At 57.6% G+C, this 20589-nt stretch carries 16 protein-coding genes; 11 read left to right on the forward strand and 5 right to left on the reverse strand.

The features are described from left to right. Positions 1 to 208 precede the first annotated feature (208 nt). Positions 209 to 847: an FMN-dependent NADH-azoreductase gene (locus HDG33_RS29185; protein WP_184037435.1), complete on the reverse strand. Its 639-nt coding sequence runs from the start codon at positions 845 to 847 to the stop codon at positions 209 to 211. Further along, complete coding sequence (locus HDG33_RS29190) at positions 847 to 1281, reverse strand: GNAT family N-acetyltransferase (protein WP_184037438.1); 435 nt, start codon at positions 1279 to 1281, stop codon at positions 847 to 849. Before HDG33_RS29190 ends, HDG33_RS29185 begins: the two co-directional genes overlap by 1 nt. A gap of 90 nt (positions 1282 to 1371) precedes the next feature. On the opposite strand from HDG33_RS29190, the gene HDG33_RS29195 reads away from it, so the two are divergent. The 3 genes from HDG33_RS29195 to HDG33_RS29205 all read left to right on the forward strand — a co-directional run bounded on the left by HDG33_RS29195 (position 1372) and on the right by HDG33_RS29205 (position 5278). Then, positions 1372 to 2781 (forward strand): PLP-dependent aminotransferase family protein, encoded by a 1410-nt coding sequence (locus tag HDG33_RS29195; protein WP_184037440.1) that lies wholly within the window; start codon positions 1372 to 1374, stop codon positions 2779 to 2781. 215 nt (positions 2782 to 2996) lie between these two features. After that, positions 2997 to 4067, forward strand: a complete 1071-nt coding sequence (gene hemH, locus HDG33_RS29200) for a ferrochelatase (RefSeq protein ID WP_184037442.1) — start codon at positions 2997 to 2999, stop codon at positions 4065 to 4067. Positions 4068 to 4792: 725 nt separating this feature from the next. Continuing rightward, positions 4793 to 5278 (forward strand): DUF3788 domain-containing protein, encoded by a 486-nt coding sequence (locus HDG33_RS29205; protein WP_184037444.1) that lies wholly within the window; start codon positions 4793 to 4795, stop codon positions 5276 to 5278. A gap of 137 nt (positions 5279 to 5415) precedes the next feature. On the opposite strand, the gene trpS is transcribed toward HDG33_RS29205, so the two are convergent. The 3 genes from trpS to HDG33_RS29220 all read right to left on the reverse strand — a co-directional run bounded on the left by trpS (position 5416) and on the right by HDG33_RS29220 (position 7878). Then, entirely contained in the window at positions 5416 to 6426 is a 1011-nt protein-coding gene (gene trpS / locus HDG33_RS29210) for a tryptophan--tRNA ligase (protein ID WP_184037446.1), read from the reverse strand. A 131-nt stretch (positions 6427 to 6557) separates the two neighbouring features. Continuing rightward, the gene (locus tag HDG33_RS29215; RefSeq protein WP_260330617.1) at positions 6558 to 7091 is read right to left on the reverse strand and encodes a universal stress protein; all 534 of its coding nucleotides are present in this window, start codon (positions 7089 to 7091) and stop codon (positions 6558 to 6560) included. A 607-nt stretch (positions 7092 to 7698) separates the two neighbouring features. Continuing rightward, positions 7699 to 7878 carry a zinc ribbon domain-containing protein gene (locus HDG33_RS29220; protein WP_311548394.1) on the reverse strand — a complete coding sequence of 60 codons (180 nt, stop codon included), beginning with the start codon at positions 7876 to 7878 and terminating at the stop codon, positions 7699 to 7701. A 227-nt stretch (positions 7879 to 8105) separates the two neighbouring features. Here HDG33_RS29220 and HDG33_RS29225 point away from each other — a divergent pair, with 227 nt between their 5' ends. From HDG33_RS29225 to HDG33_RS29260, 8 genes are all read left to right on the forward strand, one after another. Next, positions 8106 to 8483: an Ltp family lipoprotein gene (locus HDG33_RS29225; protein ID WP_184037448.1), complete on the forward strand. Its 378-nt coding sequence runs from the start codon at positions 8106 to 8108 to the stop codon at positions 8481 to 8483. A gap of 1182 nt (positions 8484 to 9665) precedes the next feature. Beyond that, on the forward strand, positions 9666 to 9938 hold the full coding sequence (locus HDG33_RS29230) for a hypothetical protein (protein WP_184037450.1): 273 nt from the start codon (positions 9666 to 9668) through the stop codon (positions 9936 to 9938). A gap of 273 nt (positions 9939 to 10211) precedes the next feature. After that, positions 10212 to 11372: an IS30 family transposase gene (locus HDG33_RS29235; RefSeq protein WP_184037373.1), complete on the forward strand. Its 1161-nt coding sequence runs from the start codon at positions 10212 to 10214 to the stop codon at positions 11370 to 11372. Positions 11373 to 12385: 1013 nt separating this feature from the next. Further along, positions 12386 to 15043, forward strand: coding sequence for an AAA family ATPase (locus tag HDG33_RS29240; protein ID WP_184037453.1), 2658 nt, complete (start codon positions 12386 to 12388; stop codon positions 15041 to 15043). A 420-nt stretch (positions 15044 to 15463) separates the two neighbouring features. Continuing rightward, positions 15464 to 15904: a hypothetical protein gene (locus tag HDG33_RS29245; protein ID WP_184037456.1), complete on the forward strand. Its 441-nt coding sequence runs from the start codon at positions 15464 to 15466 to the stop codon at positions 15902 to 15904. 145 nt (positions 15905 to 16049) lie between these two features. Continuing rightward, positions 16050 to 17318, forward strand: a complete 1269-nt coding sequence (locus tag HDG33_RS29250; RefSeq protein ID WP_221311575.1) for an IS256 family transposase — start codon at positions 16050 to 16052, stop codon at positions 17316 to 17318. Between the two features lie 540 nt (positions 17319 to 17858). Next, complete coding sequence (locus HDG33_RS29255) at positions 17859 to 18071, forward strand: hypothetical protein (RefSeq protein ID WP_184037459.1); 213 nt, start codon at positions 17859 to 17861, stop codon at positions 18069 to 18071. 389 nt (positions 18072 to 18460) lie between these two features. Continuing rightward, positions 18461 to 20290 (forward strand): UvrD-helicase domain-containing protein, encoded by a 1830-nt coding sequence (locus HDG33_RS29260; protein WP_184037462.1) that lies wholly within the window; start codon positions 18461 to 18463, stop codon positions 20288 to 20290. The last annotated feature ends 299 nt before the right edge of the window (positions 20291 to 20589 follow it).

A 20589-nucleotide genomic window follows, 5' to 3' on the forward strand; every position in this document is an offset into this window, starting at 1 on the left:
CCCACCACACTCCTCGCCGAAAATTTTGTAAAACCTACGTGGGCAAACACTGGTTCAACTACGCATTAAACAACAACCAGCCGACGGATGCTCATGTCGACAATTAGCCGACTTGAGCGTGGTCTTCGGTATCGCGTCGCCTCAAGCACTTTGAGATTCTGACGTCGTACCCGCGGAGCAAACCATCCGTGTTAGAAGTAGAACCTTCCTAACGTCCAGTCCGCTGTATGTTTCGCACCGAGCGGAACACCCGTGATGAAAATTCAAGCGATGTGGTCAGTTTCGCACGCGCAATCGCAATGTCACCCGCTGTCGGGTCTTGCCCCGCCAGATAAACAAATTCGGTACTATGGATCCCGATAACAGAAAACACATGGCGCAGATACGGCGTGAGAAAGTCAGGTTGACTCGCTCTTTCGCCAACGCATGGAGTGCCAGAGCGAACAAGAACCAGTGTCGGGCGATCTTTGAGTAGCCCAATCTTCCCCCGATTCCCTCGTTTGAACGTGCGTCCATCACGCACAACGTGATCGACCCATAACTTCAGTGCCGAAGGCACGGCGAAGTTATGCATCGGCGTGGAAATCAGCACGTAAGCACTCCGCTCCAGTTCATCAATCAATTGTTCGGAACCCGGGAAGGCATCCGGCGTATGCGTCCATGACTCAAACAGACCCTGCGCGTACGCCGCAGAAAGGGCGCACAACCCATCAGTAGCGACGTTGCGCGTCACGAGACGAACTTCCGGGCGTCCAAACTGGAACTGTTCGATAGCGTCGCGTGCCAACCGGCCGCCCAATGAGCGCTCACCGTGGGGGCTGCATTCCAACAGAAGAAAGGTGCTCATCAGTCAACCGCCTCAACAAAATGCAATCCTGTTGCCAGCAACCCTTGTCGGAAGTAAAAGCGCTGAGCAAACGCGTTCGACAAACCTGTGTCGAGCACAAGCCGATCACAGCGCAGTTGTTTCGCCTCTTCACGTACTGCTTCAATCAGTCGTCGCCCAAGGCCTTGGCTGCGTACGCCAGCGCCTACCACCAGATCATCGATATAGACGAAGCGACCGTACAGCAGGTTTTCCTGGAACCGATAACCCGCCAGCGCAACGATCTCTTCTCCCTGCCATGCAGCGAGCAGCCGGTAACCCTGTTCTGACTGCCGTCGGAATTGTGTGACAAAGGCGTCCGGCCCGACGAGATTCGGTCGTAGCTCCTGCATGACGGCATAGCAGGCGATACAATCTTGATCGTTGTCGATATGACGTAAGGAGGGGAATGTCATGGCGATATCCGAGATAGCGAATCACCAGTTTAGAAGAACGGTGACCTACTCAATAGGCACAAGAAACATCCAAATGATTGGGACATCGCGATGGATTTACCTGACCTTAAGTCGCTGACCGACCATGAGTCGCCGATCTATTTGCAGCTGTATTGGCGGTTCCGAAATGCAATCGCCACCGGCAAGCTGGCTCCTGGCGACCGCGTGCCTTCGATTCGAAGCCTCGCGAGCGAGCTGAATCTCGCACGCGGTACTGTCGAGGCGGCATATCAGATGTTAACCAGCGAAGGCTACCTGATAGGACGCGGACCGGCAGGCACGGTTGTGTCTCCGCAGCTCGATGGGCGCATCGGCGCTACGACACCGGTTGGGTCGAGCGTTATTCACCGACCAAATCAGATGAAACCGTCCGGCGCCAAGCCTTTGCAGCTGGGATTGCCCGCACTGGATGCTTTTCCTCGAAAAACCTGGGTTCGGCTTGCCGGGCGCAATCTGCGCGCGACGAACGTCGCGGAGATGGTCAACGCGGATCCCAACGGATATGAGCCGCTGCGACGGGCGATCGCCGCTTATCTGGCGGTTTCCCGTGGTATCGCCTGCACGCCCGATCAGGTTTTCGTCACGGCAGGATACCGGGGAGCACTGGAACTCATCCGGCGCACCTTGCTCCGGCGGGGTGATACGGGCTGGTTCGAGGATCCTGGCTATCTACACGCCCGACGATTCCTCGAAGACGCCGGTATGCGATTGGTCCCGCTGCCCGTAGACGACGACGGCCTAAACGTGGAGGCGGGCCTGCAACAGGCCGTCGACGCACGGTTTGCAGTGGTCACCCCGACACATCAAAGTCCCTCCGGCGTCGCCCTGTCACTACCGCGAAGGCTGGCGTTACTGGAGTGGGCCCAAGTTCAGCGCTCCTGGATCGTGGAGGACGATTATGACAGTGAGTTCAGATACGACGGCCGGCCCCTTCCTCCTCTGAAGAGCCTGGACCACGGGGGCCGCGTGCTATATGCCGGCACTTTCAGCAAGGTGCTGTACCCGGGATTGCGACTGGCCTACCTGGTGGTTCCGGAGCATGAAATCGGCAAGTTCCGGACCTCAATGGCGCAACTCGGAAGCAACCCAGTCCTTTTTCAGGCCACCGTAGCCGATTTCATGGAGCAGGGCCATTTTGCTCGGCACATCAAGAAAATGCGTTCACTTTACGCGACAAGACGCGATTATCTTGTTCAGGCTTTGGCTCAGGTGTTCGGCGATATGCTGCTGGTTCCCGAACGCGCGGGGGGAATCCATGTGGTTGCACATCTAAAACCAAAGTACAACGATAAGGCATTCGCTGCCGCTGCCAATGCCAAAGGTTTAGCAATAATGGCCTTGAGCGAATGGTGCATACGCCGTCGATCCCCGGTTGGCCTGCTGATGGGATTTGCCAATATTGCCACTCCCGAACAAGCTTTAAAGCATGTCCGACGGTTGAGAGAGGCTTTCGATCACTGATATGTGCACAAATCCCGCCGCTCATGAACAGCTTCTGGGTTTCAGGCCGCGCGCGTTCGCCAATCCCGCCGGCGAATATCCGGTGTCCAGCATGCGCGGCGCTTTTCTCCGCGCCAATCGGCCGGACGGCCAGATATCGCTGGCAGAGCGCGCCGCTATAATGAGCTTTCAGTCCATTACGTGCCGCGCCTTCGCGCGGCTCTTGTCTTTTTCCTATGCGCTTCGATATCAAGCGGCCCATTGAGTCCGCAGCGACTCGTCGCGTCGCCGTACTGCTGATCAATCTAGGCACGCCCGATGCGCCGACGCCTCGCGCCGTGCGGCGCTACCTGGGGCAGTTTCTGTCCGATCCGCGCGTGGTCGAGATTCCGTCCTTCGTATGGCAAGTCATCCTGCGTCTGTTCATCCTGCCGTTTCGGGGCCTGGCCTCGGCGAAGAAGTACGCGTCGGTGTGGATGCCTGAGGGCTCGCCGTTGCGCGTGTATACCCAAAAGCAGGTCGAGGGGCTGCGGCATCCGCTGCATCTAAACGATTACACGGTGATCGTCGAGTACGCGATGCGCTACGGGACGCCCGGCATTCCGGCCATCCTCAATCAGTTGAAGCTGGCGGGCGCCGAGCGCATTTTGCTGATGCCGATGTACCCGCAGTATTCGTCGTCCACAACGGCCACCGCCTTCGACGACGCGTTCGCCGCGCTCAAGCGCATGCGCAACCAGCCGGAAATCCGCACGGTGCGCCAGTACGCGGATCACCCCGCGTACATCGCGGCGCTTGCGGCGCAAGTGAATCACTACTGGCATGCGCATGGCCGTCCGGACTTCGCGGCGGGCGACAAGCTCGTGCTGAGTTTTCACGGCGTGCCCAAGCGCACGATCGATCTGGGCGATCCGTATCACGACCAATGTCAACAGACGGCGTCGCTGTTGATGCATGCGCTCGGGCTGACGTCCGTCGATTGCCGTGTGACGTTTCAGTCGCGTTTCGGTAAGGCCGAGTGGCTTCAGCCCTATACAGCGCCGACGCTCAAGGAATTGGGCGCGGCGGGCGTGCATCGCGCGGACGTGTTCTGCCCGGGATTTACCGCGGACTGCCTGGAGACGATCGAGGAAATCGGCATGGAAGTGCGCGACGAGTTCGTTCATGCCGGCGGGAAAGCTTTTCACGCTATTCCATGCCTGAACGCGGCGCCCGCGTGGATCGCGGCGCTCGGCGAAATCGTCGCGCAGCATCTGCAGGGCTGGCCGGTTCAGGCGGACACGCCGCAAAGTGCGTCCGTGGCTTGAAATTACGCCTCCGGCTTGCAATCTGCAATGTGCAATCGTGTGATGCCTAATGGCGTCTGGAAGAGCCTGAAGAAGCGCTGATCGGCTACAAGACTTTCAGCCGAAACGGGGCGCGGGACTGCGTATTGACAAATGGCTGTTGACGGCGCGCCTCGTCAAAACGCGCTCGCTGGCGACGCCGCGGCGAAAGAGCCGGCGCGAATCCGTGGCGCAACGGCGAAGCCTACCAAGGAGTGCAAGTCCGCGATCTCATCGCTGATGTGGGTTACCAGGACGCAGAGCGGGAAGCAATCTATGACGAAACCTCGCGTCGAAAAAACCTACTCAACTGCGTCCACCGGACACCACTTAACTTCTCCCTTGTCACAGGTGTCTGATATACATACGCAGCCCATGCGGTTTCACGCCATAGCGCTTTAGTGGGACAGCGTCACTGAATGTCACCGTGTTCGTTACGCAGTAACGAAATTTCATAGTTGAATTCACGACGCCGAAGGTTACTTTCCCTGCAGACGATGGAGCCATTGCAGGCCTGATTTGCGCGTCGGGTCTGGCTGCAGCGAAGATCTGTGAATCAGGGGTATTGCCATTGCAGCCCCTCCAGAGGATATGAATAAGCCTTCAGAAGCATTTAAATCACTTGGCAGAAGCTCATGTAAGATCGTTGGCGAGAAGAGCACGCCCCCCGATACAAGCATTCCGCCCGCAGAGGAGAAGGAAGCAACATGAAAGAGTCTCCCGATATTGGAGATAGGATCACCGACAAATCGGCGCCGCCCGATGGGCAAACTCTACGCAACTGGATGGGGGCGAAGGCGTTCAAGCATTGGGCCGACCTGCAGAGCTGGATCGAGGAATCGTACCCCAATGTTTTCACGCCAGACTGGCTCTATGGCGGCAAGAAACGCGGTTGGTCACTGCGCTACAAGAAGACCAAAGCCTTCTGCACGTTGCTTCCTGAATACAGGATGTTGTCCGTTCTTGTGGTCCTGGGACGAGCAGAGCGGGAAAAATTTGATGAGCGCCGCTATTCCTGGAGCCCGAAGTTGGTGAAACTCTACGACGATGCCCATCCATACCCCGACGGGAAATGGTTGACTGTTGCCGTCTCATCTGCAGATGATCGTCATGAGCTTATAGAGCTTGTAAGTATGAAGCGCCCTCCCCTAACGGCCTCCCCTAACGGGCGGTTAATATCGCGTAAGCGTTAAGCCCTGCGACGCTATGTGTGCAACTTCGCGCGCTCGCGGCCACGCCGCGCGTGAAGTTGGTCAATGCTTTCCCAATGCCTTGTGCGACTTGCGACAATCGCGGGCAATCGACAAATAGTCGAAAGCGGCCGCTTGACCTAGAAGTAGCTCAGCCCCAGCGCGCCTTTGACCTCCGACAGCGTTTCTGCGGCCACCTCTCGCGCACACATCGTACCGCGGCGCAAGATTGCCAGCACCTCACCCCGGTCTTCCTCAAGCTCGCGACGGCGCACCCGAATGGGTTCGATAAGTGACTGCAGTCGCTCGTTTAGGACCCGTTTTACCGCACTATCGCCCAGACCTCCACGACGATAGTGCGATTTGAGCTCGTCAACTTTCTGTACGTCTGGCTCAAATGCATCGAGGAACGCAAACACGACATTACCCTCTACCCTACCAGGATCGCTGATCCGCAGGTGATTCGGGTCGGTATACATGTCGCTGACCGCCTTCGCAATCTCGTCCTCAGTGGCCCCCAGAGTAATCGCGTTACCTAGCGATTTGCTCATCTTGGCTTTGCCATCGACGCCGGGCAATCGAGTAACCTGCGAGAGCACAGCTTCGCACTCGACCAGTACAGATCGGTCAACTGTGGTGTTAAAGCGGCGCACCAACTCGTTCGTCTGCTCGATCATAGGTAACTGGTCATCGCCCACAGGTACGTGCGTTGCCTTGAACGCTGTTATATCCGCAGCCTGACTGACCGGATACGTCAGGAAGCCGGCCGGAATGTCTCTCTCGAAACCCCGTAGTCGAATTTCCTCCTTGATGGTGGGGTTACGTTCAAGACGCGCGACGGTTACGAGGTTGAGCAGATACTGAGAGAGTTCCGCCAATTCTGGTACCTGTGACTGAATGAGAATGGTGGACTTCGTCAGGTCGATTCCGACGGCAAGACAATCGAGTGCTACTTCAATCACATTCTCGGTTACTTTCTGGTGTCGGCCGACGTTGTCGGTCAACGCCTGTGTATCTGCGAGAAGCAGGAACTGCCGTGCTTCATGCTGCAACTGAACCCTTGCACGCAACGACCCGACATAGTGGCCCAGATGGAGCGGGCCCGTGGTCCGGTCCCCAGTCAGGATGGTAGGACGGTTTTTATACATCATCGACTACTGCCCCATTTGCTTAATGGTACCAGCCTTAATAGCAGAGAAACTCAAACGCCACCAGGCTTGACGGCATCAGGCCGGGCGACCCAAGCCGCTGGAGGCCCCACTGATGCGGATGATCTCGCTCATCAGCCCGCAGTGACGGTAACGATCGTTGCCCCGTTTAACCTGTCCAACAGGTCAATGTGAAGCGGGCGACCGCCGTACCATCTCGCGAAGCCGGTTTTCACACGGTGACCGACGACGATCATGTCGGCGCTCAATCGTTCGAGCAGCTGAGAGATTGCATCTGCAGCGTGGCCAAATACAACGTGGCCGCGCGCAAAAATTCCATTCGTATTGAGCTCGTCGATTGCGTCTTTCAAGTCAGACCGCGCGCTTGCTTCCATTTGCAATACCAGGAGTTCGTTCATCATACCCCCTGCTACGGCTGCCGTGCCGATGCAATCGACAACCGTGACGACATCGACAACGGCCGCAAGCGTTAAAGAAAGCGAGACACATCGAAACAAAGCGGACTTTGCTTCGGTTGTTCCATCATAGAACAGTAGTATTCTGGTTTCATTCGACATTTGCAAATTAGGCGTAGCGATCCATGGAGCGGGAATCGGGTCAGTCGGTACGATCGAATCAATGCGAGGCTTATGCGCAAGGGATTCCATGGGGAACAGCAGACTTCGGAAAAACTACAGAAAATCCACAGAAAAGGTGGTGCCTCGGTGTTTCGGACTTGCCGGAATACGGAGCGACAGGCATTCGCGAATGCGCGAAAACCATTGCGAATTAGAAGAAATCGTGAGCCGGTCCGCTCAGGTCAACCATACCCGAATGCAACCCGCGAGAAATCCGAGCATCGACAGAATCTTCCGCGCACGCCCTCAAATCCGCCGATCCGCTCGATTCGGCGACGAGCATACTTTTGTCGAATAGACCTTTGCGGAGATATGAGCGTTGCGCGCGGCATCTTGTCCAAGCCTTCTTTTCGTTGATGGGTCGGCTATAGTATCTGGTCGCTGAGGCCGACTGTAGGGCCATGAAATGACTGTTTGGCCAGGCCATCTTTGATGTTCGGGCCAGCTCAGTCAAATGTGGTACCGGTGAATAGACAAGAATGGTGGATGCACGGCTAGGGTCGGGTGAGGCAGTGCGGCAATCAACGACAGGCGAAGCAAACGCGACCAGGCGCGACCATTGCGGCGGGGGCAAGGAGTTGCCCCTCTAGAACGAGCATAACGTTCGCTGGTAACTGCCTTGACGCCCTCCCCGCGCTCAGCCTTCGGCTGCCGCGCTGTGCGCGGAAAGGACGAGGATTCCTTCTGCAAGACGGCGACGTCCCGCCGCGAGAATGTTGACTACCGCATTGATGTCGCGATGGTGATACGCGCCACATTCCAGACAGGCCCATTCCCTTATTCCAAGACCTTGGACTGTTTCCGGCGCACTGCATATTCATCGCCGATAGTCTGGATGGTTTGAGAGTGCGGTCGGAGTCCGGCGGTGACTCGGCACGACCAACTCGGAGATACCGCCTACTTAGGCATCGACCTCTAAGTTAAGGTAAGCTTGCCTCGCCTCGCACACAATACTCTTCTCATTGCAGGGCGCATCGCTCGTGTACCGTGAGGCAAGGGCTTCGCGGGCGCCAGACGCACCGCATAGGTTCCGGAGATACTTCAATGGATTTTTCGAAGGTTGCCATGACTGCCGCTTTGTTTGTTTCTGCATCCACATGGGCCGGGGACCTGACAGGGCCTCAGAATAACGCCGTTAGATCAGCAAAGCAGTATCTCAGTATGCAAGGCTTCTCACGGAACGGACTTATTCGGCAACTCTCATCGGAGGCAGGCGATGGTTGCACGATTGCCGATGCTACGGTAGCGGTGAACAGCCTCAACGTTGATTGGAACCAGCAGGCGGTGAAGTCTGCCAAGCAGTACCTCAGCATCCAAGGCTTCTCGTGCAAAGGCCTCATTCGTCAACTTTCCTCAAATGCCGGAGATCGATACACCGTAAGCCAAGCAACCTACGGGGCAAGACAGGCGGGCGCTTGCTAAAAGCTCTCCAGGGGCCTTACGCGATTCCTGGCGTTTGTAAAAAGGAAGCTTGCAGTTCGCGATGCCTCTGCGATGAGGACAATTACACTCGCGAGGATTTTCCCGACCCCGTTAATTCTGGATTCCGATCCCCTTCACGCCCAGGTCGGTGCCGACCGACCGTTCAATCTCGCCGGTCGCAGGCTTTGGTGTCTTCTCGACCCGGTTCAAGCTTAGCTGCCCGGAGCCTACTTACGCCGCAAATGCAACCTGCAGGATATGAACGCAAGTCGGCCGCCCAATAATGAGATTTGTCGTCCATCGGGCAAATGCGAGTGGCAATCCCGACATGCACCCTTCGCGGCGGCGAACGTCAACTTCCATACAACCGAATGCAAACAACAACCGGAAGCGACCCTCCCACGGCAATTCGTGGCGTTAAGCTGCAAAGCGAATGCGTTACTAACGTGCATGAGGTCAGTTACAGTAAGCCTCGTTGAACCGCACCCCAGACATGCCGTCGATCTGGAAGTTTTCGTCTTCCGTGCTGAGCAGATCGCGAGGATCGAAAAGCCCGAGATGGTAGCGACAATGCCCACGTCCCATACCGCACTGCACAAAACTGTCGGTTCCCGCGCGTCGTTCTAGGTCGCTGCGTACCCGCGCAGGTTCGCATTAGACACGGTCTAAACAGACTTTCGAGATCGCACGGTCGACGGGGATTCCTGCTCCCGTACGTTCAGGATGTCTTGGGCACCGCGATACGAGTCCCCACTTGTGAGAATGCCGCGCTGCGTCGCTCTCAGCGCGATTGCGACGCGCAGGGGATCGACGTGCATAGCGGGTGCTTGAGCGTCAGGTCGCCTTGCGGATAAGAGCCCCCTTTCTTCTGCGAAAGCTGCGCCGAGATATCCAAAAGTATGAGCGCTGTATGCCCACGTAAGACTGCACTGGACCGTTCGTACAATGGTTTTCTCTGGGTCGGCGGCCTACCATGATTTCACGGATCTATACGTTCCCGTTAGACTGCAGTTATACGACGTGCGTGGGAAGAGCATTCGTTCGTGTGCCGACCAAGAGTTGTATCGGCGGACTTTGAACCGCATCGGTACGATCGGATTTAGCGGGAACGACCGGCGTCTTCTACGCAGGATAGAAAAAGCCGCGGGCCATGTGGCTCTTCGGAAGGAAGGGAGGCTGTCCATGAAAAGGCGCAAGATTTTTACCCTGCTGTGTCCGTGCGGTCACCGCGGCTTTATTGTGGAAAGCAGGGATAGCACAGTAATGCCACAGTGGCATTTCAATTTCCTCTGCGGTCTTTCTCATGTGGGAGAATACGAAGGACTTGATCCGCTGTTCGCGGATGCCACACCTGCGTGCCTTTCCTGTGGACAATCATTGGGACCGGAGCACATCGTGGCGCGAATAGACGAGCCCGTCACGGAAGAGCAGTCGGAGAGTACACGCAGTTTCTAGTGCAATGGATACTTCGCTGGAAGCAAAGTCCCGTGATCACATCGATCACGAATGCCGCAGGTGCTTGCCATGTACATCTATGCGATCCGTTATCGGGATGTCTACGTTGAAGGGAAAGTAACGGGCAGCATCCCGTGCTTTTATTGACTTAACAGGCCGGGCCGAATCCTTTTCCTGGCAGGAATTGGATAAGGTCGTGACGGCTTAGAGTGGGCGGATTCAACCGGTGGATGCAACACAATGAACGCTGCATGAGCGGCGGGAGTGTTGCAAATGAAACAGCGACGCCGGATTTACTACAGCGAGAAGCAGAAAGCGCTGATGTGGGAGCGCTGGCGGCAGGGTGAGTCGCTCCAGCATATCGCCCAGCTTTTCGATCGCCACCACTCGTCCGTGCAACGGATTATCGGCGAAACCGGTGGAATCCAGCCGGCACAGCGACATCGCTCGCGGCTGGCGCTAACATTAGCCGAGCGGGAGGAGATATCGAGAGCACTTGTTGCTGGCGATTCAATCCAGTCAATCGCCAGTCGGCTTTCGCGGGCTCCCTCTACCATCTGCCGCGAGATCAAACGCAACAGTGGACCGGATGGCTATCGGGCAAGCCACGCCGATCAGCTTGCATGGGATCGGGCGCAGCGTCCCAAACCCTGTAAGCTGGTCGAACACCGGATGTTGGCACGCATCGTGGCAGACAAACTTCAACTGGAGTGGTCGCCCGAGCAGATCGCCGGATGGCTCAAGCGCGCGTACCCGGACAACGAGGATTACCACGTGTCACACGAGACCATCTACCGCAGTCTCTTCATCCAGGCCCGTGGTGCCTTGAAGAAGGAATTGCTGGAACATTTGCGGCGTACCCGGGTCATGCGGCGTTCCCGCCACTACACGCAGAAGACGGGCGACCACGGCAGGATCCGCGACACAGTGTCGATCAGCGAACGTCCACCCACGGTCGAGGACCGCGCAGTGCCCGGACATTGGGAAGGTGATCTGCTTTGCGGCAGCGGGAGCAGCCAGATTGCGACGCTCGTCGAACGCCAGACACGCTATGTCATGCTGGTGAAGATTGCCAGCAAGGACAGCGAGGTGGTTGCCAATGCGCTCATCAAACATGCCTGCAAATTGCCGCAGGAACTCTACAAATCGCTAACCTGGGATCGCGGTACGGAAATGGCCAGCCACAAGCGCTTTACTGTTGCGACTGACATTGCCGTCTACTTCTGCGACCCACAACATCCCTGGCAGCGAGGGTCGAACGAGAACACGAATGGACTGTTGAGGCAGTACTTCCCGAAAGGCACCGACCTCTCGGTGTATTCACAGGCCAAACTCAATGCTGTGGCGAGACGCCTCAATGAACGTCCGAGGAAGACATTGAACTACGAAACGCCAGCCGAGCGCTTTAACCAAACTATTGCATCCACCGGTTGAATCCGCCGTGGTGTACATGCCGCAAAGACGAACGGCTGGAGTTGTCCGACCGTACTCATTCACAGAAGGCGCCCAAAAGCTACCGTTGGAGATTTCAGGCAGCTTTACAGCAAGCCCACGCGCACTTGCCACAATCTGCCGCTCACCCAAGCCGTACAGCGGCCACTCGAACGGCTGGTCTTCTCCAAAACGTGCGGGATACTCTAGGCGTACTTGTCGGCCTTTGCTGACGTTGAGACTAAGTACACTCAACGTCTGGAACTCGAACAATTGCTGACCTTTCCATCATCGCGGAAGGATACTGGATGCCTTCTATGGAAGTAGTCATTCGTCAGCGCGAAGAATCCCCGCGCCGTGCCGGCGATACGATCGCTGACCTCACGAGCAAATTGAAATTTTCAATAGTGATATCTGGGGCTAGGCCGGCGCTACCTTGATTCAAGGCAGGCAATTAGCTTCTACAGGTAGTTGCTGCTGACGCTGCCACTCGTATGCATCGAACAAGTTCTGCTTCTGCGTTCGTGGTCGTCCGCGAGTGCGAGTGCGGAAAGCTGGTCGAGCGTGAATGGGACCTCTTGACCTGCTGACCTCACACGGCTGACCTATCCCGCTGCTATCGCCGGACGTATGTTCTGTTGCAACGCGAAGGCTGATCTCAAATCCGAATAGTCGGTCATGCGCGTCGCAAGTTGGAGGGCATGGACAAGCTATGCCGATTGGCGCGCCCCGTGGCCGTGAAACTGAGCGAAATCGCGCAACTGATGGAACAAGGAGATTTGGGCGCGGCTGCTTCCGAGGTTCCCAGTTTGGAGCCTGCTCCGAAGCGCAAAAAGGCGGCGCGCTCTAAACGGAAATGCGTCAGGCGTATGCAAAATGGATCAGTCCGAGGGAGAGCGGCGCATTGAGCTATCGGCTATGTCGTGGAAAAAACCATAAGAAAGCTCTCACCTCGCGGATGGCGCACGCTGCAAAAGCTATACTCCGGGCAGTAAAATACACGAGAGACATGGCTCATGATTTTCGCGCGCATCGCCGACTGGATCGAGACACAACAACCGTGGCTCTCTGACGCCGCCCGCCGTTTGGTCATAAACGGCCGAATTGACGACGCCGAGATCGGCGAGATCCTCGCCTTGGCGAAAGCGCACGCCGGCATCGATGATTCGGCCAGCCATGTCGCACAGCCCCTGACTCGCGATCTGCTGCCGGCCGGCGACGCGGCCTCGAAACCGATCACCCTCTTGGCGCTGCGCAGGCTGCGTGGGGTCAACGCCATCGCCGCAGACCAGTCGATCCTGTTTTCGCCGATCGGCGTGACGGTCGTCTACGGAAACAACGGGGCAGGCAAATCGGGATACTCGCGCGTGTTGCGCAAGGCGTGCCGAGCGAGGGCGACGGGCGGGCTCATCTTGGGCGACGTTTTCGCTGATGCGGCGGGAGCGAATCCGACCGCTGAAATCCTTGTTCAGCGTGAGGGCGCCGCCGGCCCTGAAACGCTGGTTTGGCGACAAGGCTCGCCGGCCCCTGCGGAGCTGGCGACGGTCGCCGTGTTCGACAGCCAATGCGCACGCGCCTTCACCGACGCGGAGGGCGAGGTTGCATACACGCCGCGCGGCCTCGACGTTCTCGCAAAGCTCGCGACCTTGTGCGGCACGCTTCGCGCCCGGCTCGAACTGGAAATCAACAGCATTCACGCGTCGGCCGCTTCCTTCGCCGACCTTCTGGGCGAGCATGCGACAGGCCGCTCGCTCGCGGCATTCGAAAAACGCTCACACCTTCCGGCGTATCGAAAGGAGCTCGCGGCACTCGCCACGCTGTCGGAAGCGGATGTCGCGGAAATCCAAAGATTAGCGGAGGAGCTTGCCGAGGCGAATCCCGCCGCGCGCGCGGCCGATCTTCGCGGCAAAAAGGCGCGCATTGAAGGTCTGGCGACCCGGTGGGAGCGGTGCGAAGCGGCGCTATCCGATGAAAAGGCGGTAGCCGCGATTGGGCATGGAGCGGCGGTTGTCGCCGCTGAAACGGCAGCCCGGCTCGCGGCGGACGCTTTTGCTGCGGAGGGCGGCCTGTTGCCGGGAACCGGGTCAGATCCTTGGCGCGCGCTGCTGAGCGCCGCACGGCATTATTCAACGACGTTGGCCTACCCGGAATATCATTTTCCGCACGTTGATGGCAGCCGGTGCGTGCTGTGCCAGCAAGATCTCGCGGCCGCCGCTGCAGAGCGCATGCGACGCTTCGAGACGTTTGTCGAGCAAGAGGCGCAAAAGCTCGCGGAGGCCGCTAGGATCAAAGCCAGCGCCGCCTTTTCCTTCATCGCCTCGGTTGATCCGGCCGCCCTGCTGGCAGACCATGCACTTGTGAACGAGATTGAGCAGGCTAAGCCAGGCGCGCGCGAAGCCCTGCAACAAGCGGGCGACAGCTTGTCGAGCAGGCAGGCCGCGCTCGCCGAAGCTTGGGCGGCCAAGCGTTTCGACGCCGCGGCGCCGGCGATCGTTTTGCATTCCACTGCGCTCCGTGATTTGTCTCGCGCCATCGAAGAAGAGGCCGCGCGCTTTGAGAAGCTCGCGGCGGCGGACGGGCGCAAAAGGAGCGAGCAAGCGCTCGCCGACTTGAAGTCGCGGCAAGCCCTCTTGGGAAGGCTCGCGCAGATCATCCAGATCGCGGACGACCTAGCGTTGAAGAAAAAGCTCCAAGCCGCTCATCGAGCGGCGGATTCGACTCCCGTTTCGAGAAAGATGAGCGCGCTTCACGCCGAGGCGTTGTCCGCCGACGCAGAAGCGGCTTTCGCCCGTGAGTGCGCCGCGCTGGGCGTCGGCCATGTGCCGATCCGCAGCACCACGCGAATGGAAAGGGGAAAGGCCAAGCAGCAGGTGAAGCTTGACACTTCTGGTGGCGAGCGGGTGGGCGAAGTCCTCAGCGAGGGCGAGCAGCGCGCGCTTGCGCTTGCCACTTTCATGGCGGAAGTCTCGCTGGTGGAGGGGCATGGGGCAATCATCTTCGACGATCCCATGTCGTCGCTCGATCACGCGCATCGCGAAAAGGTTGCGCGCCGGCTCGTTCAAGAAGCGTCGAGCCGGCAGGTGATTGTGTTCACTCACGACTTGCCTTTCGCGCTTCATTTGGCCGATGAGGCCAGCGCCCAAAAAGTTGAGGCGAGCGCGATGAGCGTGCGGCGTGTCAAGCAGCGCGCGGGACTGGTTTTTCCTGAGCTCCCCTTTGCCGGGATCAAGGTTGGCGAACGCTTGGAGCGCATCAAGAAGATGGCGACGGAGGCCGATGGCCTTCTCGATGCCGGAGAAGTCGATCGCAGCGAGAATCTTGTCCGGACTGGATATGGACGGTTGCGCGAGACTTGGGAGCGCGGGGTGGAGGAGACGATTCTGTGCGAGACGGTGGTGCGCTTTCGGCCCGGCGTGTCGACACAACGGCTCCGGGCCGTGACGCTGAGTGACGAGGAATATGTGGCGCTCCACGAGGCGATGGCGCGCTGCTCCCACTTCGCTGCGCATGACACCGCGGCGGATGCCGACGCGACCCCGCCGACACCGGATGAGCTGCGAGCAGACATCGAGACGGCGAGAGTGTTCTTCGCGACCCGAAAGAAACTCAATGACGACACCGATCGCCGCCGTCGGGAGCTTCTCGAACGTTCGGCGGCTTTCAAGCAGGCCTAGAAAAACGGATCAGCGCGCTCCGGCTGCGCTGCAGCGTGTCCATTTCGCTGAATAGTCGGCTGCGATCTGCCAGGCGACAGAATGCATGCAGCGAAATCGCGCAGGAGCCCGCCCTTGATGGCACGCCTTGTTGACTACTTCGCTCGCTTCGCGTTCGCGTTTGCTTGCCGGGTGTCCATGGAGTGCAAGTAGGTCCGTCGCACGACACTGCCAACATCAGCATCTGGCCAATCTGTAAACGTTCGACTCAACCGGGGTGGATGTCTGCAATGGCCGAGCTGCTGTCTTCGAGATGTACACCCGGGTGCCTTAGAGGTCTATTCGGAAGCCGCTACTGCAGTGGCGAGAGATATTGCCATCGCCCTTCGGGGCGGAAATTCGATTTCAGTTAGTCAAGCCGCAATCGCTGTGCATAGATGGATGAAACTACCTGAAAGCAGCGAATCCACCGAATTCAAAAGGCTCGTAACACTGGTGATTGGCATCATCGAATCGGGACGGATGATGGAGCTACAACAACCTCTGTGGCTATCGGGGGAGCTATTGACTGGCGGTCGTCTCACTGAGGAGCAACAACAGACTCTTCGCGAAGTGATCCCGGAAATTTATAAGTCGACCGATTATATGGACATCACTCGAAGGAGTCCCCAAGCGGTTGTGGCATCTACCGTACGCCTTCAGCGAAAGTTCGTTGACGAAATTCCACACAAAGTTCACCTCGCGTGCAAGCTCGCGCAAGAGCGTGGCATGCTTGTCTTTGAGACTGAAGCGCAGTACGCGGGTCGAGAAGGTCATGGGCCGACACGGTCAATTCTCCGTATAGGCACACCTTCAAATCCTTCGAAAAAATTGCGATATTGATGCTTCGCTGTCAACAACCGCCTTTCATCCCCGGCTTGTTAAGCTCGCTGAAGCTGGCTCAGGTCGCCGGGGATGTTGATAACGAACGAGCCTGTCAGAATTTTAGTGTGCCGAGGTCATGAGACGATAACGGAAATTACGTCCTATGACCGAAGCAACTGTGACCAAGAAGAGCAAGAACCCGAAGGCGCCGAAGCTGTTCCCCGATGAACTGATCGATCAACTGCTGGCGCAGATTCAGAACAAGGACGCCGAGTCGGTGCTGGGCGAATCGGGCCTAGCCGGGCAACTCAAGAAGCAATTGGCTGAGCGCATGCTGACGGCGGAGCTCACGCATCACCTGGAGAACGAGGCCGAGCAAGGCAAGGCCGGCAACCACCGCAACGGCACGAGCCGCAAGACGGTGATCACGCCCAACGGCGAACTCAACCTGGACATTCCGCGCGACCGGCAGGCGACGTTCGAGCCGCAACTGGTGGGCAAGTATCAGCGCCGGCTGCCCGGCTTTGACGATCACGTCATCAGCATGTACGCGCGCGGCATGAGCGTGCGCGAGATCCAGGGCCATTTGCTGGAGCTATATGGCCTGCAGGTGTCGCCCGATCTGATTTCGACCGTCACCGACGAGGTGCTGGCCGAAGTCGAACAGTGGCAGCAACGCCCGCTGGAGGCGATGTATCCGATCGTGTATTTCGACGCACTTCGACTGAAGATCCGCGACGAAGGCACGGTCAGGAACAAGGCGGTGTACCTCGCGCTGGGCATTCGGGCCGACGGGCGCAAGGAAGTGCTGGGTTTGTGGATTGAGCAAACCGAAGGTGCCAAGTTCTGGCTGAAGGTCTTCAACGAACTGAAGAACCGCGGTTTGCACGACATTCTGATCGCCGTCGTCGACGGCTTACGCGGCTTCCCCGAGGCGATCGAAGCGGTGTACCCGGCCGCCCAGATCCAGACCTGCATCGTGCATCTGATCCGCAATTCGCTGAATCTGGCGAGCTGGAAGGACCGTAAGCCGCTGGCAGCGGCGCTCAAGCCGATCTATCAGGCCGCCACCGCCGAAGCCGCTGAGGCGGCGCTGCAAGCCTTCTCGCAAAGCGAATGGGGCAAGAAATTCCCAACGGTCGCCGCGATGTGGCAGCGCCAATGGGAGCAAGTCATTCCGTTCTTCGCCTATCCGCCGGAGGTACGCAAAATCATATACACGACCAACGCGATCGAGAGCATGCACATGCAGTTGCGTAAGATCGTCAAGAACCGCGGTCACTTCCCCAGCGACGAAGCCGCCAGCAAGCTGCTGTTCCTGGCCTTGCGCAACATCGAAAAGGATTGGAAGATGCCACCTATCACCTGGCGGCAAGCAGTCAATCAGTTCGCCATTCTGTTCGGCGAGCGATTCACCGCCGCCATCAGCTGAGATTTTTAACCGACCTCAGCACACGAAATTCCTGACACCTCCTAACGAACCGCCATGCAAGGCCAACGCGAACATGACGCGTCGGGAAGAAGAAGGAAGAGCGTTACGCAGTAACGATCATGCCGATTCCACGCCAAGGGTTTACGCCAGTTAAAAAAGAACTTTCTACGACGCAGACTTTGCTCGCCGTTTCGATTCAAAAGTAAATCGAGGGATCAAATGAAAATAAACGGGGCGGTCATCAAGGAACAGGGGATCACATTCGCCATTGTGATGGTTCAGGCGTCTGCTCTTCAGACGGCAATGAGCGCGACCGAGGCTCGGAAAGCTTTCCAGCCACTCTTTCCAAGACTGCCGCTTGTGCTTGCGGCACACGACTCCCGCGGTAGATTCGAGTATCAGGGTCGAAATGATCTGGTTCGATTCCTTGCGTCTATAGACGCGGATCGTATTCCCTGGAAGGAATACACCATCTTTTTATAACCTTCATTGATGGCCACAATCTGCGAATAAGTACACCGCTTTTAGAAGGAGACATATATGGCAAAAATCGGGGACATCTTCAAACCAGGTGATACAGTGCCTCATTCAGGAATCTACACAGTCACGCACGACAATCAACACACGCAGGCGCATGACGTCACTTGCGTGTTTGGGAAGAGATTTCCACCGTGCAAGGGCTGCGGCGCGCATCCCCGCTTCAAGCTCAAGTACGTCGCTCAGCACATCGAAAGCAATGACTTCTTCAAGTAGGGGATAGCGGCCCCGGAAGCACTTTGCTTCAGGCAGTTGCCACTATCTGGTCGCTGCAAAAAAGACACAATAGGGATCCCCGCAATAATTCGTTACGGCGTAACGAATACACCAAGTAGCCCCGATATCTGCAGTGACCGACTGGCCGGACCGCATCAGAAGCGCATACCGGCGGGCACTCTCCCATCGCGACCGCCACGCCTCGCTACCGTTTCAAGTCGTGCACCGCCGTATCATGCGGTGCACGTCCAAAATGCACTGCGTAATATACGTGCTCTCATAAGTTCATTCCCGGTACCATCGATAACGAGGCGAAAAAATAAAATCTTAGGTTGAACATCTCCTGATGCACGAAGAAAAAGCGGGCGAGATTCCCGAGGCGAACGTTAATGCATCTTACTAAAGGCCAACGGGATGTCATGCGTGCCGACGGCCATCTGCTGGTGGTTGGCGGTCCGGGATCAGGCAAGACAACTGTTTCGATCCTGAAAGCCGCAAAGGTCGCCGGGAGCGAACTGGCGGCAGGACAGAAGATCCTGTTTGTCAGTTTTTCGCGGGCATCTCTCGTGCGCGTTGAAGAGGCCATCGAACGCGAACAGAAGATGGCTATGGAAGAGAAGCGTCGCCTCGACTTCGAGACGTACCATTCATTCTTCTGGCGTATTCTGAAGACTCACGGGCATCTCATCGGCTTACCAAGACGAATCGGTGTTCTCACTCCACCTGCAGAAGCCATTGCGCTCGCAGACACCCGTGCGCGGTTTCCGGGAAGAAAGCTGACAGATGGACAAATAGAGGCGAAATGCCTCGCTGAAGAGCGAGAGCGCGCACGTCTGGCAATGGACGAAGGACACGTCTGCTTTGATCTGTTTGCAACGTATGCCGGTGACATCCTGTGTGGGAGCGAACGCGTGTCTCGCCTCGTAGCCGACATGTACCCTGTCGTCATCCTTGATGAATTCCAGGACACAAACAGTGCCCAATGGCGGGTAGTACGGGCTCTCGGCCGGCATTCCCGACTCATAGCACTTGGCGATCCCGCGCAGCGAATCTACGACTGGATCGGCGCGGGTTCGGGCCGCCTTGATCAGTTCCGGAAAGTTTTCAATCCAGTTAATGTCGACCTGATGGCCGATAATCATCGCAGCAGTGGTACGGAGATCGGTACGTATGGTGACGACCTCCTGACCGGGAGAATCTGCCAGAAAATCTACGAAGGCGTCACGGTCCGGTATTTCGAGCCGTACATGGCTCCGGCTACGGCAATGCTCGTAGCAGCTACCTACGCCGCGCGGCAGCGCCTCGTAAACCGAGGAACCACGGACTGGTCACTGGCAATTCTGGTTCCCACAAACAAGATGACGCAGCTTGTCTCAGATGCTCTGCGTCTGCCTGCGGCTGGGATGCCCGAGATCTCGCACACCGCGGTAGTCGAGATGGAAGCCGCCATTCTTGCGGCAGACGTCATCGCGCTACTGATGCAGCCTGCTTCAAGTCCCCGTCACTTTGCACGGTTTATCGATCTACTTAGCCACTATTACCTCGGCAAAGGAGGTGACGAGCCGAGACACGAATCCTTCAAAGAAGCCGCACGCTTACGCAAGGGATATGAGGAACTGTTCGTCGCGCAGGCTAGCGGCAAGCTGATTCGCAAGAACAGCATCATCGTTAGCGTTCTGGCAGTGTATGACCAGGTTCGTTCACTGCAACTGACGGGTGACCCCGACGCTGACTGGCGTGCGATCAGACGCGTACTAGCGGAAGGCGCCTGTAAGCGCCTGCGTGAAGTGGCCGAAGACGTAAGGAGTATTTGCCTACTCCAGCATGGCACCCAGTTGCATCAGACCCTGTCGCAAGACTGGAGGAACAATGGCGGATACCGTAACGCCCTCGATATCGCGAGGGAGGCCTTCATTCGACAGCATTTCTCAACTGACGCAAAACCCGAGTCGGGCATCATCGTAATGAACATGGGCAAGGCCAAGGGAAAGCAGTTCGACGAAGTGATCATCTTCGAAGGATGGCCGGTGAGCCGTAAGGGACTGCCGCCCCTCAATGGCGACAGAGTTGTGCGCCTCAATTTACGAGAAAATATTGATGAGAAGGCCCGTCAGTCGCTTCGCATCAGCGTCACGCGCGCGAAGCGCCAGGTAACGATTCTGACGCCGCGAACCGATCCTTGCGTGCTGCTTGCTAGCGGATCCATGAGCCGAATCTGAAGCATTTTGAGGCGTTCGAGGACTGGCGCACGGGACGATAGACGTCGGTTTCTGGCTTGCAAGGCGCACCGGTTCTACTGTCCAAGAGAGGGGCGCGCGCTGCATCCCAATCACTTCAGCGCCCGCCCGCCAGTATCCATGGCATCGTGGGAATACTTCGAATGCATATTGTTGGTAGTTGGAGAACGCGGCCGCAGGTCTGCTGGTACTGTCCTTGGGAGCCTATGCGCCCCCGCCCGCCCAAGGCTACACTTGGGTCAGCCGGCAGACTTTTTAGCCGCGAACCGCACACGCACACA

The sequence above is a fragment of the Paraburkholderia sp. Cpub6 genome, from assembly GCF_014201065.1.
In the GTDB taxonomy this organism is placed as follows: domain Bacteria; phylum Pseudomonadota; class Gammaproteobacteria; order Burkholderiales; family Burkholderiaceae; genus Paraburkholderia; species Paraburkholderia tuberum.